The 13,290-nt window shown below is 70.3% G+C and carries 14 protein-coding genes; 11 read left to right on the forward strand and 3 right to left on the reverse strand.

Annotated features, from left to right (window positions below; genetic code table 11):
• Window positions 1-447 precede the first annotated feature (447 nt).
• The 3 genes from AOK22_RS15335 to AOK22_RS15345 all read left to right on the forward strand — a co-directional run bounded on the left by AOK22_RS15335 (window position 448) and on the right by AOK22_RS15345 (window position 2,116).
• Window positions 448-789: a YbaB/EbfC family nucleoid-associated protein gene (locus AOK22_RS15335; protein WP_079036579.1), complete on the forward strand. Its 342-nt coding sequence runs from the start codon at window positions 448-450 to the stop codon at window positions 787-789.
• Window positions 790-864: 75 nt separating this feature from the next.
• Window positions 865-1,464: a recombination mediator RecR gene (gene recR / locus AOK22_RS15340; protein ID WP_055699206.1), complete on the forward strand. Its 600-nt coding sequence runs from the start codon at window positions 865-867 to the stop codon at window positions 1,462-1,464.
• Window positions 1,457-2,116: a DUF5063 domain-containing protein gene (locus AOK22_RS15345; RefSeq protein WP_055699207.1), complete on the forward strand. Its 660-nt coding sequence runs from the start codon at window positions 1,457-1,459 to the stop codon at window positions 2,114-2,116. The genes recR and AOK22_RS15345 overlap by 8 nt, the downstream gene beginning before the upstream one ends.
• A gap of 28 nt (window positions 2,117-2,144) precedes the next feature.
• Here the strand turns inward: AOK22_RS15345 and AOK22_RS15350 are convergent, their stop codons facing one another.
• Window positions 2,145-2,621, reverse strand: a complete 477-nt coding sequence (locus AOK22_RS15350; RefSeq protein WP_244164807.1) for a hypothetical protein — start codon at window positions 2,619-2,621, stop codon at window positions 2,145-2,147.
• A 67-nt stretch (window positions 2,622-2,688) separates the two neighbouring features.
• Here AOK22_RS15350 and AOK22_RS15355 point away from each other — a divergent pair, with 67 nt between their 5' ends.
• The 8 genes from AOK22_RS15355 to AOK22_RS15390 all read left to right on the forward strand — a co-directional run bounded on the left by AOK22_RS15355 (window position 2,689) and on the right by AOK22_RS15390 (window position 10,199).
• On the forward strand, window positions 2,689-3,192 hold the full coding sequence (locus AOK22_RS15355; protein ID WP_055699208.1) for a DUF5753 domain-containing protein: 504 nt from the start codon (window positions 2,689-2,691) through the stop codon (window positions 3,190-3,192).
• Window positions 3,189-3,440 (forward strand): DUF397 domain-containing protein, encoded by a 252-nt coding sequence (locus tag AOK22_RS15360; RefSeq protein WP_055699209.1) that lies wholly within the window; start codon window positions 3,189-3,191, stop codon window positions 3,438-3,440. The genes AOK22_RS15355 and AOK22_RS15360 overlap by 4 nt, the downstream gene beginning before the upstream one ends.
• Window positions 3,441-3,849: 409 nt before the next feature.
• Window positions 3,850-4,677 (forward strand): hypothetical protein, encoded by an 828-nt coding sequence (locus AOK22_RS15365; protein ID WP_425264030.1) that lies wholly within the window; start codon window positions 3,850-3,852, stop codon window positions 4,675-4,677.
• Between the two features lie 50 nt (window positions 4,678-4,727).
• On the forward strand, window positions 4,728-5,243 hold the full coding sequence (locus AOK22_RS15370) for a PDDEXK family nuclease (RefSeq protein ID WP_107101940.1): 516 nt from the start codon (window positions 4,728-4,730) through the stop codon (window positions 5,241-5,243).
• Window positions 5,244-5,468: 225 nt separating this feature from the next.
• Window positions 5,469-6,746 carry an aspartate kinase gene (locus tag AOK22_RS15375; RefSeq protein WP_055699211.1) on the forward strand — a complete coding sequence of 426 codons (1,278 nt, stop codon included), beginning with the start codon at window positions 5,469-5,471 and terminating at the stop codon, window positions 6,744-6,746.
• Window positions 6,743-7,801, forward strand: a complete 1,059-nt coding sequence (locus AOK22_RS15380; protein ID WP_055699212.1) for an aspartate-semialdehyde dehydrogenase — start codon at window positions 6,743-6,745, stop codon at window positions 7,799-7,801. The genes AOK22_RS15375 and AOK22_RS15380 overlap by 4 nt, the downstream gene beginning before the upstream one ends.
• Window positions 7,802-8,268: 467 nt before the next feature.
• On the forward strand, window positions 8,269-8,844 hold the full coding sequence (locus AOK22_RS15385; RefSeq protein ID WP_055699213.1) for a SigE family RNA polymerase sigma factor: 576 nt from the start codon (window positions 8,269-8,271) through the stop codon (window positions 8,842-8,844).
• Window positions 8,845-8,897: 53 nt separating this feature from the next.
• Window positions 8,898-10,199, forward strand: coding sequence for a hypothetical protein (locus tag AOK22_RS15390; RefSeq protein WP_244164809.1), 1,302 nt, complete (start codon window positions 8,898-8,900; stop codon window positions 10,197-10,199).
• Between the two features lie 135 nt (window positions 10,200-10,334).
• Here the strand turns inward: AOK22_RS15390 and AOK22_RS15395 are convergent, their stop codons facing one another.
• Together AOK22_RS15395 and AOK22_RS15400 are read right to left on the reverse strand one after the other, a co-directional pair.
• On the reverse strand, window positions 10,335-11,192 hold the full coding sequence (locus AOK22_RS15395) for an SURF1 family protein (RefSeq protein WP_208606401.1): 858 nt from the start codon (window positions 11,190-11,192) through the stop codon (window positions 10,335-10,337).
• Window positions 11,193-11,387: 195 nt separating this feature from the next.
• Window positions 11,388-13,232 (reverse strand): S9 family peptidase, encoded by a 1,845-nt coding sequence (locus AOK22_RS15400; RefSeq protein ID WP_055699215.1) that lies wholly within the window; start codon window positions 13,230-13,232, stop codon window positions 11,388-11,390.
• Window positions 13,233-13,290: the final 58 nt, after the last annotated feature.

Here is a 13,290-nt window from a genome sequence, read left to right on the forward strand (position 1 = left end):
GTCAGATGTGGATCAGAGACAGCCCCCGAACCCTGCCCCTCGGGGGGCACCCCCTCGGGCTGCATCTCCGGCTGGCTCACCCGGCACTCCCTCTATGAACGAACTAGCTCTTGCTGACCGACGCGACCGACGCACAGCGCACGACGTACGGCGTATGAGCAGGCGTGACGACCGGTGCGGAGACGCTCGCCGCTCCGGTGCTGAACCGCTGCTGAAACGATCGGTGCTGGTGTGCAGCACTAAGTCCTACCGCCCAATGGGTGGCCATGAGCCCGCTTTCGCGGCTTTTCCGCCCGGAAGAGGTGCTTGATCAGGTATAGGGAGACGCCCGATCTCACTCGAAAGAGTGCTGGAGCGATGGCGCCCCCGACCACGTAGGCTCGTTCCAGGCGGATACCCCGCCCTTCGCAACCGCTCATCGCACCCGTTCGAAACCAGGAGCTGATCGTGATCCCCGGTGGTGGCCAGCCCAACATGCAGCAGCTGCTCCAGCAGGCCCAGAAGATGCAGCAGGACCTCGCGGCGGCCCAGGAGGAACTGGCGCGCACGGAGGTGGACGGCCAGGCGGGCGGCGGCCTCGTCAAGGCGACGGTCACCGGTTCCGGTGAGCTGCGCGGCCTGGTGATCGACCCGAAGGCCGTGGACCCCGAGGACACGGAGACGCTGGCGGACCTGGTCGTCGCGGCCGTTCAGGCGGCGAACGAGAACGCGCAGACGCTCCAGCAGCAGAAGCTGGGCCCGCTGGCCCAGGGCCTGGGCGGCGGCGGCATGCCGGGCCTTCCCTTCTAAGAAACCCCCCGGCCAACTACCGTACGTAGAAGCTCGGCATCCTCAGGGCCGCAGCACTTCAGGAGAGGCGTTCCGTTGTACGAAGGCGTGGTTCAGGACCTCATCGACGAGTTGGGCAGACTGCCCGGCGTCGGGCCCAAGAGCGCGCAGCGGATCGCCTTCCACGTCCTCCAGGCGGAGCCCACGGACGTGCGCAGGCTCGCGCACGCCCTCCTTGAGGTGAAGGACAAGGTCCGCTTCTGCGCGACCTGTGGGAACGTCGCGCAGGAAGAGCTCTGCAACATCTGCCGCGACGCGCGCCGCGACCCGTCGGTGATCTGCGTGGTGGAGGAGCCGAAGGACGTGGTCGCCATCGAGCGGACCCGCGAGTTCCGGGGCCGGTACCACGTCCTGGGCGGCGCCATCAGCCCGATCGAGGGCGTGGGCCCGGACGATCTGCGCATACGGGAACTCCTCGCGCGCCTCGCGGACGGCACGGTCACGGAGCTGATCCTCGCCACCGACCCGAACCTGGAGGGCGAGGCCACGGCGACGTACCTCGCGCGCATGATCAAGCCGATGGGCCTGAAGGTCACCCGCCTGGCCAGCGGACTCCCTGTCGGGGGAGATCTGGAATACGCGGACGAGGTCACCCTGGGCCGCGCCTTCGAGGGGAGACGACTCCTAGATGTCTGACGCCACGCTGAACACCGTGACCGACAACCCGGACGACTTCGCGGTCCAGATCTCCGATCAGGTCGAGAGCTTCATCGTCTCGGTCAAGGAGGTCGCGAAGGGCGACGAGCCGGACTCGGCGGTCCCCTTCCTCCTCCTTGAGGTCTCCCAGCTCCTGCTGGCCGGCGGCCGTCTCGGCGCCCACGAGGACATCGTCCCCGAGGAGCGCTACGAGCCGGATCTGGGTCCGGAGGCGGACGTGGACGAGCTCAGGGAGCGCCTCGCGGCACTCCTGGACCCGATCGACGTCTACTCCGAGGTCTTCGACCCGTACGAGCCCCGCAAGGCCCCGGTCGCCCACCGCATCTCGGACGACTTCGCCGACGTGGTCGCGGACCTGGCCCACGGCCTGGCCCACTACCGCGCGGGCCGCACGGTCGAGGCCCTGTGGTGGTGGCAGTTCTCCTACTTCTCCAACTGGGGCAGCACGGCCTCGGCGGCCCTGCGCGCGCTCCAGTCCCTGGTGGCGCACGTCCGCCTGAACCAGCCCCTGGAGGACCTGAACGGCCTCGACACGGACGAGGACCTCACGGAGGACCTCCTCGCGGAGGAGGCCGGCAAGGTGATGGCGGAGGAGATCGCGGGCCCGCTGGGCCTGCGCACGGTGAAGTAACGGCTGCCTGATGGCGGACGGGCCGGGGTCAAGGTCTCCCCTTCCGTGCGGGGTCGGTGGAGTCGGAGTCCACGGTCGACGTACGCGAGGACGGCGAGGCAGGGCGTGCGCCGGAATCAAGCGCTGCGTGCAGTTGAGCATCGTCCACGTATGGCGCTGTGGGCGTCGGTTCCGAGTACCACTGGAGGGGCCACGTGTTGCCGTTCAGGGCCGGTACGCCGATGTACGTCACCGTGTGGCACCCCGCCCCGCCGAAGCGTTGTACGCCCAGCGGCCAGGTGTGGTCCCTGGCCCTGCCCGGGGCCAGCAGGAAGTACATCCAGCGGAAGCCCGTCGCCTCGCAGATGACGGGGCCGGCGTCACCGTCCGTCGCCTCGATGAGGGCGGCGGCGACCTGTTCCCCTCGTACGCCCTGGATGCGTAGCGCGTCGAAGTGGACACCGGATACGCGGAGTTGGTGGCCCGCCACCGGGACCCACTCCGGCCAGTGAATTGCGTTCGTCATGGCTACAGGGTGGCGAGTGCGGGGTTACGCTCGGTAGTGACTCAGGGGGTAGCAGCAGGCGATCATCGTGTGGTGGTACGAGGCGCTCCTGATCCCCGGTCCGTTGCAGACGGAGGCGTACGCTCGCGGGTTGATCGGCAGTCACATCCCGCTGCTCGACGAGGAGATCATCGACGAACGCGTCGCGGCGCGGTTGGAGAGGCAGGAGATCCATACCCGCAGGCCGTTGGTGGCGTGCAGCTACGTGCTGTACGAAGCAGCGCTGCGCAGCCCCTACGTCGACAAAGAGCAGCAGCTGCAGCTCCTGGAGGTCGGCAAGAGGCACAACGTGTCCATCCAGGTACTGCCGTTCAGCCAGGCCATGACTGCTGCCCTTCACGGTGCGATGGCGTTGCTGGAGACTCGCGACCACGAACGCCTTGCGTATACCGAGGCTCCTTCGACAAGCCAACTGACCGCCGATCCACAGGTAGTGAGCGCTCAGACCGAACGACTTAGCATGATCCGCAGCATGGCCCTCGACCCTGAAGAGTCGGCGCGCTTCATCGAGCGGATGGCGGAGGACCTATGAGCGACGAGCTGAAGTGGTTCAAGTCGAGCTATAGCGACGGCGAGGGGGGTGCCTGCCTGGAAGTCGCCCTGGACTGGCGCAAGTCCACGTACAGCGATGAAGAAGGCGCCAACTGCCTAGAGATGGCCGCCTGCACCACCCTCGCCGCCCTCCACATCCACGACTCAAAACTCCCCGCAAGCCCCGAGATCACCGTCACCGCCCCCGCGTGGTCCGCCTTCATCGCCGCAGTTCAGCCCGGAGCTTGAGCCCCGGCACCCGAGCTCTTTCCTGGGTTGGGTTGGTCGGTGAAAAGAACCCAACCAACCTGCCCAAAAGGGGAGTTGAGGATTCCGTCACCCTCAAGGGTGACGTTCCGTAGTCAGCTTGCGCCGGAACGTAAAGCCGCTCTAGGTTCGCGGCAATAGAACGGCCTCGGTCGGTGCGCCAACACCGGTTCCGAGGCCTAGTCCTACGGATCGAATACGAGGTTCGACCGTGGCTTACTGCCACCCTAATGCCGTCCTGCCCTCCCCGTCCCACCCCATGGCCAAAACGGGTTACGGGAAACGTCTCGCGGATGACGAAGAACCGCACGGAGAAGCCGACTTCGCACATCTGATCCCCCGCGACGCCGCAATCGCGACGTTCGTGGACCACCTCTCCGACGGTGCCGCGATGGGTCACAAAGACATCGCCGCCGCGCACCCCCTCTACGGCCAGCAGGCAGTCCGTACATCCCTGCGCCGCCTGACCGAGGCCGGTCACCTGCGCTGGATCAAGGAACACATCACCGTCGAGGACAACTCGATGCGGTGGGTGACCAGGACGTACTGGTCGCGGGAGCCCAAGTCTCCCGAGTGGTGGGCGGAGTTCGTGCGGGCGCGGCACGGGCGTGATGTGACCGACGCCTACCAGCCGGGCCTGGCCAGGACGTCCGAGCCGGAGCCCGAGCCGGAGCCGGAGCGGACGGCGCCCCCGGAGCCCGAGCCCAGCGCAGCCCACCGCACCCTCGCCCAACTCCGCACCGCCGACCGCCGCATGGCCCTCTCCGAGGCGGAGTGCAAACAGCTGGAGCCCCGCGCAGCGGAATGGCTGGCCAGGGGCGCGACCCCGCAGGACCTCACGCGCGCCCTCACCGAAGGGCTGCCGCCCACCGTCACCAACCCGGGCGGCCTCGCCCGGAACCGACTGGAGAGCAAGATGCCGCCGAAACCCCCCGCGAAGACCCGCGCTCGTGCCCGTGTCACCCGCGCGGTCCTCGTCTGCGGGCTCTGCGAGGAGCCCGAGACCACGACGGAGCTGATCAACGGGATCTGCGCCGACTGCCACGCCGAGTGCGATGCGTTCGAGGCGGAGGAGGCCCGCCGGGGCGTCCCGATCGGATACGTCCCCGACACGTTCCTGGCGCGCCCGCGGCAGGCATCCCCCGTGGTGGACGTGACCGAGCGGGTCGCGGAGCTGCGGCGCGCCGCCGGGCTGCCGACGGGGCGTGGCGCCGTATGAGCGTGCAGGACGTGCCGGTCCGGGCACGATGGAGTCAAGGAGGCGATTCCATGACCCCCAGCACCGAAGAGCGCCCGCAGATGTCCGTCGAGGACTTCGAGGAACTCGTCCGCAGGGCCCCGGAGACCGTGCGCAACAAGCTCGAATTCCTCGGCGGGAAGCTGTGCGTCAGGCATGGCCCGATCGATGTCGAGGACTTCGAGGAACTTGCCCACGTGGCGCCCGAGACGGTGGCGCTCGAATTCGTCGACGGAAGGCTGGAGGTCAAGCCTGTGCCGGACGGTGACCACGGAGAAATCATCATGTGGTTGCTCCGGCAGTGCATGCAGCAGCGCTCAGAGCTCGGCCTGTACCCCGAGCAGGGGTTGGTCATCCCGGGCTACCGCGCAGGCATCCCCGTCTACCTCCTCGTCGACCGCGACAACGACACCCTCACTGTGTTTAGCGACCCGCACGACGGCGACTACCGGCAGAGCCCTTCGCACGCGTACGGCGCCACTGTCACGCTCCCCGCTCCCGTCGCCATCACCCTGCACACCGAGAAGCTCAAGGACTACGCCCACTGAGGGCACCGCCAGAACCTGTGACCCGCCCCACTTTCCGGAGTGCCACGCTCCGAAGCGGGCATGTGACGGTCTGAGCGGCCGGAACGTACGACCCGAAGAGCGGGGGCGTATGCCCGTGGTGATCATTGCGTGAGCGGGACATCTCACGATGTGATATTGGCGGGGCGGATTTCGGCCGCTCGTTAGACTGAGCCGACCGCACAACGGATTGAGCGAGGAGCGCACGTGAGCCTTGTCGTGCAGAAGTACGGAGGCTCCTCCGTAGCCGATGCCGAGGGCATCAAGCGGGTCGCCAAGAGGATTGTCGACGCCAAGAAGAACGGCCATCAGGTCGTTGTCGTGGTGTCCGCCATGGGCGACACGACGGATGAGTTGATCGATCTTGCCGGGCAGGTATCCCCGATTCCCGCCGGGCGCGAATTCGACATGCTGCTGACCGCTGGTGAGCGCATCTCCATGGCCCTGCTGGCCATGGCGATCAAAAACCTGGGCCACGAGGCCCAGTCGTTCACGGGCAGCCAGGCCGGCGTCATCACCGACTCCGTCCACAACAAAGCGCGGATCATCGACGTGACCCCCGGCCGCATCCGGGCCTCGATCGACGAGGGCAACATCGCCATCGTCGCCGGGTTCCAGGGCGTGAGCCAGGAGGGCAAGAACATCACCACGCTCGGTCGTGGTGGGTCCGACACGACCGCCGTCGCCCTCGCCGCCGCGCTCGACGCCGAGGTCTGCGAGATCTACACCGACGTCGACGGCGTCTTCACGGCCGACCCGCGGGTCGTCAAGAAGGCGCGGAAGATCGACTGGATCTCGTTCGAGGACATGCTGGAGCTCGCGAGCTCCGGGTCCAAGGTGCTGCTCCACCGCTGTGTGGAGTACGCGCGCCGCTACAACATCCCGATCCACGTCCGGTCGTCCTTCAGCGGACTGCAGGGCACGTGGGTCAGCAATGAGCCGATTGAGCAAGGGGACCGCACGGTGGAGCAGGCCATCATCTCCGGTGTCGCGCACGACACCTCGGAGGCCAAGATCACGGTCGTCGGCGTCCCGGACAAGCCGGGCGAGGCCGCCTCGATCTTCCGCGCCATCGCGGACGCCGAGGTCAACATCGACATGGTCGTGCAGAACGTGTCGGCCGCCTCGACGGGCCTGACCGACATCTCCTTCACGCTCCCCAAGGCCGAGGGCCGCAAGGCCATCGACGCCCTGGAGAAGACCCGGTCGTCCGTCGGCTTCGACTCGCTGCGCTACGACGACCAGATCGCCAAGATCTCGCTGGTCGGCGCCGGTATGAAGACGAACCCGGGCGTCACCGCGACCTTCTTCGAGGCGCTCAGCGACGCCGGCGTGAACATCGAGCTGATCTCGACCTCCGAGATCCGCATCTCGGTCGTCACGCGCGCCGACGACGTGAACGAGGCCGTGCGTGCGGTGCACACCGCCTTCGGACTCGACTCCGACACGGACGAGGCCGTGGTCTATGGAGGCACCGGCCGATGAGCCGCAAGCCGACGCTCGCGGTCGTCGGAGCGACCGGGGCGGTCGGCACGGTGATGCTCCAGATCCTGTCGCAGCACGCCGACATCTGGGGCGAGATCCGACTCGTGGCCTCACCGCGCTCGGCCGGCCGCAAGCTGGCCGTGCGCGGTGAGGAGATCGAGGTCCTGGCCCTGGACGAAGCCGTCTTCGACGGGGTCGACGTCGCCATGTTCGACGTGCCCGACGAGGTGTCGGCGCAGTGGGCGCCGGTCGCCGCCGCCAAGGGCGTCGTCGTGGTCGACAACTCCGCCGCCTTCCGCATGGACCCGGACGTCCCGCTGGTCGTGCCGGAGGTCAACCCGCACGCCGCGCGCGTACGGCCGCGCGGCATCGTCGCCAACCCGAACTGCACGACGCTCTCGATGATCGTGGCCGTCGGCGCGCTGCACGCCGAGTTCGGGCTGCGCGAGCTGATCGTCTCCTCGTACCAGGCCGTGAGCGGGGCCGGGCGCGACGGCGTGGAGACGCTGCGGCGCCAGCTGGAGCTGGTCGCGGGCAGCGAGCTGGGCACCAGCCCCGGCGACGTGCGCCGGGCCGTCGGCGACGACACCGGGCCCTTCCCGGAGCCCGTGGCGCTGAACGTGGTGCCGTGGGCCGGGTCACTCAAGGACGACGGCTGGTCGTCCGAGGAGATGAAGGTGCGCGACGAGTCGCGGAAGATCCTCGGGCTGCCGGGGCTGCGCGTCGCCGCCACCTGTGTGCGGGTCCCCGTCGTGACCACGCACTCCCTGACCGTCCACGCCCGCTTCGAGGACGAGGTCACCGTGGACCGCGCGCGCGAGATCCTCGCGACCGCGCCCGGTGTCGTCCTCTTCGACAACCCGGCCGCGGGGGAGTTCCCCACGCCCGCCGACGTCGTGGGCACGGATCCGACCTGGGTCGGGCGCGTCCGTAGGGCGCTGGACGATCCGACGGCCCTTGAGCTCTTCGTGTGCGGGGACAACCTGCGCAAGGGAGCCGCGCTGAACACCGCGCAGATCGCCGAGCTGGTGGCCGGGGAGCTGACGGGCGGCTGAGCCGATGGCCGGCCGGTGCCGAAGAGCGGCCGGGACCGGCCCCCGTGGGTGATGATTGGTATGGACCACCCCCGGCCGGAGTCCTTTGTGGGATCTGTGTAAGTTCTGTGTCCAACTTGGTGGCCAGGGAGCCTTGAACTGGACCATCTCCGCGTTCGAAGATTCCCGTTCCGATCACTGGAACCGGCGCGGACGTGGGGGCGTCTTTAGCGGTCGCCCTTCAGGGGTGGCCCAAGCGCCGCAAGTAAATGGGGCATAGGGGAAGAGCTGGTACGCATGGGGGCATTTGATGCATCGTCACGAGCGGTGCCCGCGCAGCATGCCGCAAACGCGATGCCGGACGCGTACAACCCTGACGGGGGGAAGCGTGTCCAACAGGCGTGGCAGAGGTACTCGACTTCACAGCGGTACAGGCGAGAGGCGCGGCGGCACTGCGCCCTGTTCGCCGTCCCCGCGCGACCGGTGGCATGCCGGTGATCGCGCCCATGCCGGCGGCGCGGCCCGCCCGCATTCCGTCGCAGCGCGAGGGCGCTGACGACACGATGACCGCGGGCACCACAGTCGACCATCTGACCGAGACCTACCGCGCCCACTACCGGTCGCTGCTCGGCCTCGCCGCGCTGCTGCTGGACGACACGGCGTCCTGCGAGGACGTCGTGCAGGAGGCGTTCATCAGGGTGCACTCGGCGCGCAAGCGGGTGCGGGACCCGGAGAAGACGCTCGCGTATCTGCGTCAGACCGTGGTCAACCTCTCGCGGTCCGCGCTGCGCCGGCGCATCCTCGGGCTGAAGCTGCTCTCCAAGCCGATGCCCGACATGGCGAGCGCGGAGGAGGGGGCGTACGACCAGCTGGAGCGCGACGAGCTGATCAAGGCGATGCGCGGCCTCCAGCGGCGCCAGCGCGAGGTCCTCGTGCTGCGCTACTTCGCCGACATGACCGAGGCGCAGGTCGCCGAGACCCTGGGGATATCGCTGGGCTCGGTGAAGGCGTACGGCTCACGTGGCATCGCGGCCCTCAGGGTCGCCATGGAGGCGCCGGCATGAGTGAGCGCGAGCGGGACGAGCAGGAAAACGAACGGCATGGCGGGAACGGAAACGTGAATCACGGCCCTGGCTCTGAGGGCGACCTCGGCCCGGACGACGACCTCCGCCCGGACGGCGGGCGGGCGGCCCGTGACGAGGGCGGGTCCGGCGACGCGGGGGGCTCGGGGCCTCCTGAGGGCTCCGGTTCCTCCGGGGCGTCCAAGGGCTCCGGCTCTTCCGGGGCCTCCGGTGGTCCGCCCGGGCTCGACGCCCTGCGGGGCGAGCTCGGGCTCGGCGCGGCCGGCTCGTCCAAGGCCTCCGGTGTCTCCAAGGCATCCAAGGCCGGCAAGGCGTCCAAGGCCTCCGGTTCCTCCGGGGACTCCGACGGTGAGTTCGGGTCCGACGAGCTCGCGCTGCGGCGGATGATGCGGCAGGCCGTGCAGGAGATCGAGCCGAGCGAGCGCTCCCTCGACCACCTGCGGCAGGCCGTCCCCGCCCGCCGCGCCCGCAAGCGCCAGGCCGTCGTCGGCCTCGCCGCCGCGGCACTCCTCATCGGCACCGCCGTCCCCGCCCTGGTGCACGTCACCAACTCCCGCGGCGACTCGAACGACCGGCCCTCGATCGCCGGCAACAGTCAGGAGTCACAGGGCGGGTCCACCCAGGGCAAGGGCCCGGACGGCGGCGAGAAGGATCCCGGTGCCCGGCCCGACAAGCCCAAGGACAAGGACAAGAAGGACAAGAAGGACAAGCGCGAGGGCAAGGAGAAGGGCGGCACGGGCGGCGGCGGCACGGGCTCGCCCGACCCCGCCACCTCCGAGGCCGCCACCACGCCCGTCTGCGACGCCGCCCAGCTCGGCGCCACGGGCACCACGAACGCGGCGGAGGCCGACGGCAAGGTCTACGGCACCTTCCGCGTCTCCAACGTCTCCGACAGCGGCTGCACCATCGAGGCCGCGGGCTCCGTCGGCGCGGCGGCGCAGGGCGCGGCCGACCCCGCGAAGATCGCCGTGGTCGACCACACGCCGGGCGACGTCGCGAGCGGCCTGCCCGACCCCGCCCAGGAGACCACCCCGCTGGTGCTGCAGCCCGGTGCCGCGTACGAGGTGCGGTTCGCCTGGGTGCCGGGTGACAGCTGTCCCACGGAGGGCGGCGACCCCTCGCCCAACCCGACGCCCTCCGAGGGCGGCGGCGGTGTCGACGGCGGTACGCCCGACGGGGGCGTGGAGCCCCAGCTGGAGCGCGAGGACGGCGGCGTGGCCGAGGGCAGCGTCGTGGTGTCCCTGACCGCCGCGGCGGGCGCGCCGTCGGCGGGGGCGACGATCACCAACGCGTGCGCGGGGACGGTGTACCGGACCGGGGTCCTGCCGGCTTCGTGAGGATGTGGGGCCGTGGGCTTCGGCTTCGGCTTCGGCTTCGGCTCGTGAGGATGTGAGTGAGGCGCCGTCCGCTCCCGTGAAGGGGGTGGGCGGCGCCTCTCGCGTACCGGGGCGTCCGGGGTGTCCGGGGCGGTCTCAGGCCTTCTGCGCGGCGGCTTCCGAGGTGCCGGCGGACGTGGCGGCCCCACCGGACTCAGAGGTCTTGGCGGACTCTGCCGTCGCCTCCGGGAGCAGCCCCAGGTGGGCGTCACGGGCGATCTCCGCCTCGCGGCGGAACAGCCGGAACCACATGAAGAGCACGAAGCCCGCGAAGACGAACCACTCGCCGGTGTAGCCGAGGTTCTGGAAGGCCTTCAGGTCGAGGCCGGTGTTGTTCGGCGCGGTCGCCGGGACCGCCTTCATCCCCGAGTCGCCCTTGTCGAGGGTGATCCACGCGTCGTACAGGTCGTCGCGCACGAGGTTCACCAGGGACGCCGTGCTGATCGCGCCCAGCTGGCCCTTCGGCAGGCCGCCGACGGCGCTCACCCCGTTCGAACCGGGGCTCTCCGGGGCCTGGAGGGCGCCCGTCACCGTGACCTCGCCCCGGGGCGCGGCCGGGGCTTCGGCGGCGTCCGCCGTGCCGGGGAGCCAGCCGCGGACCACGGGCAGCGAGCGGCCGTCGTCCGTACGCAGCAGCGTCAGGACGTAGAAGCCGTTCTTGTCGTCCAGCTTCCGGTCCGGGACGAGGAACTGCGTGCCGTAGCGGCCGGTGGCCGTGGCCTGCTCGCCGGAGGTCTCCTTGTCGACGGGCAGCAGGGAGTCGAGCGGACGGCCCTTCGCCGCGCGGCTCGGCTCGCTCTGGGCCTTGGCCTGCTCCTTCGCGGACTCGTGGTCCTGCACACGGTCCTCGAAGCGGCCGAGCTGCCAGGACCCCATGAAGACGCAGAAGGGGATGGCCAGCACGACGAAGACGTTGATCCCCCACCAGCGTGGCGTCAGCAGAAACCGGTACACGCCCTCCACGGTACGGGGGCGTTGCACTGGGCTTGGGCGTGGGGTGTGTACTCGGCGCCTTGCGCTGCGCGCGGCTTGGGCGGTGATGCGTCTTCTGCGGGCCCGCTGTGGCTTGGCGCGCAGTTCCCCGCGCCCCTGACGGGGCGCCCCGACGGGGGCGGGGGAACCGGCAAGGTTCCCGCGCCCCCGTTCCGTTCAGCTCGCCGCAGGCGGTAGGTGGCGGGATGCGAAGTCGAGTTCCAGGGCCACCTGCTTGATGCGTTCGTCCACCACCAGGGAGCCGTGGCCCGCGTCGTAGCGGTAGACCTCGTGGACCGCGCCGCGGGCGGCCAGGCGGTTCACGTAGTTGTCGATCTGGCGGATGGGGCAGCGCGGGTCGTTCACCCCGGCGGAGATGTAGACCGGGGCCTTCACCTCGTCCACGTACGTCAGCGGGGACGAGGCCGTGAAGCGCTCGGGGACGTCCTCGGGGGCGCCCCCGAAGAGCGTGCGGTCCATGGCCTTCAGGGCCTCCATCTCGTCGTGGTACGCCGTCACGTAGTCCGCGACGGGCACCGCCGCCAGGCCCAGCGCCCAGTCCTGGGGGCGGGTGCCGAGACCGAGGAGCGTGAGATAGCCGCCCCAGGAACCGCCCGCGAGGATCAGGCGGTCCGGGTCGGCGAGGCCCGAGGACACCGCCCACTCCCGCACCGCCGTGATGTCCTCCAGCTCGATCAGGCCGACGCGGTGCTTGAGGGCGTCCGTCCACGCACGGCCGTACCCCGTCGAACCCCGGTAGTTGACCCGGACCACCGCGTACCCGTGGTCGACCCAGGCCGCCGGGCCCGCCGCGAAGGAGTCGCTGTCGTGCCAGGTCGGCCCGCCGTGCACCTCGAAGACGGTGGGCAGGGGGCCCGACGCGCCCTCGGGACGCTGGACGAGGGCGTGGATGCGGCCACCGGGGCCCTCCACCCACACGTCCTCCACGGGGACGGACCGCGGCGCCTTCATGCCGGGCGGGTCCAGGACGACGCCGCCCGCCGTCGAGCGCACCACCGGCGGCTCGGCGGCCGACGACCACATGTACTCCACGGTGCCGTCGGGCCGGGCCGTCGCGCCCGACACCGAGCCCGCGGGCGTCTCGATGCGCACCAGCTCGCGCGAGGCGAGGTCGTAGCGGAACAGCTCCTCCCGGGCCTCGAAGCCGTGCGCGATCAGCAGCGCGGAGCCGTCCGGATACCACTCGGCGCTCACGTCGCCCGGCAGCCCGAGCACGAGGTCGCTCTCCTCGCCCGACGCCACGTCCCACACCATCGGCTCCCAGCGCCCGCGCCGCTGGTGCCCGACCAGCAGGCGCGCGTCCCCGTCGACCGGGGCGAAGCCGAGGACCTCGACGCCCAGGTCGGCCGTGCCGCCCTTGCTGTCGTCCAGCTCGGCGACGGGGGAGCCGTCCAGGCGGACGACGCGGATCGCGGAGTGCATCGCGTCGCCGTGCTCGGTGTGCTCGACGGCGATCAGGGAGCCGTCGTGCGACAGGTCGCCCACGCCCGCCGACTCCCTGTGCCGGTAGATCTCCACGGGCTCCTCGGCGCCGGGGCGCACCACGTGGATCGTCGAGCCGTCCTCGTCCGTGGAGCGGCCCACGACCGCCGTCGCGCCGTCCCTGCCGAGGGCCAGGCCCGCGGGGTACGAGGCCGCGAGGCCCGGCACCGCCGGCTCGTCCGCGCCGCCCTCGAAGGGCTGGCGCAGCCAGGTGCCGAACTCGTCGCCGTCGGTGTCGCTGAACCACCAGATCCACGCGCCGTCGGGCGAGAGCACGCCGTCCGTCGTGCCGTTCGGCCGGTCGGTCACCTGGCGCTGGGCGCCGGTGGTCCTGTCCCAGGCGTACAACTCATACGTCCCCGTCGCGTTCGACACGAACAGGGAGCGCTGCGGGGCGTCCTCCGCCCAGTCCGGCAGCGACACCCGCGGCGCCCTGAACCGCTTCTCCCAGTCCGGCGCGGACTCCGCCCGCGCGACGCCCGACGCCTGTGTGGCCTTCTCTGCACCCGTCTCGCTCATGCCCCCATAGTGCCCGGCACCGACGACAATCCGCTGGCGAGGTTCCCCAGCCTGTGGA

It is taken from the genome of Streptomyces silaceus (assembly GCF_001419745.1).
Classification (GTDB): Bacteria; Actinomycetota; Actinomycetes; order Streptomycetales; family Streptomycetaceae; genus Streptomyces; species Streptomyces silaceus.

What these genes read in the sequence shown, in the direction of transcription:
- AOK22_RS15345 (WP_055699207.1), top strand. Translation starts at nt 1,457, where the DNA reads ATGTCTGACGCCACGCTGAACACCGTGACCGACAACCCGGACGACTTC.
- AOK22_RS15350 (WP_244164807.1), bottom strand. Translation starts at nt 2,621, where the DNA reads ATGACGAACGCAATTCACTGGCCGGAGTGGGTCCCGGTGGCGGGCCAC.
- AOK22_RS15360 (WP_055699209.1), top strand. Translation starts at nt 3,189, where the DNA reads ATGAGCGACGAGCTGAAGTGGTTCAAGTCGAGCTATAGCGACGGCGAG.
- AOK22_RS15365 (WP_425264030.1), top strand. Translation starts at nt 3,850, where the DNA reads ATGGGTCACAAAGACATCGCCGCCGCGCACCCCCTCTACGGCCAGCAG.
- AOK22_RS15370 (WP_107101940.1), top strand. Translation starts at nt 4,728, where the DNA reads ATGACCCCCAGCACCGAAGAGCGCCCGCAGATGTCCGTCGAGGACTTC.
- AOK22_RS15380 (WP_055699212.1), top strand. Translation starts at nt 6,743, where the DNA reads ATGAGCCGCAAGCCGACGCTCGCGGTCGTCGGAGCGACCGGGGCGGTC.
- AOK22_RS15385 (WP_055699213.1), top strand. Translation starts at nt 8,269, where the DNA reads ATGCCGGTGATCGCGCCCATGCCGGCGGCGCGGCCCGCCCGCATTCCG.
- AOK22_RS15400 (WP_055699215.1), bottom strand. Translation starts at nt 13,232, where the DNA reads ATGAGCGAGACGGGTGCAGAGAAGGCCACACAGGCGTCGGGCGTCGCG.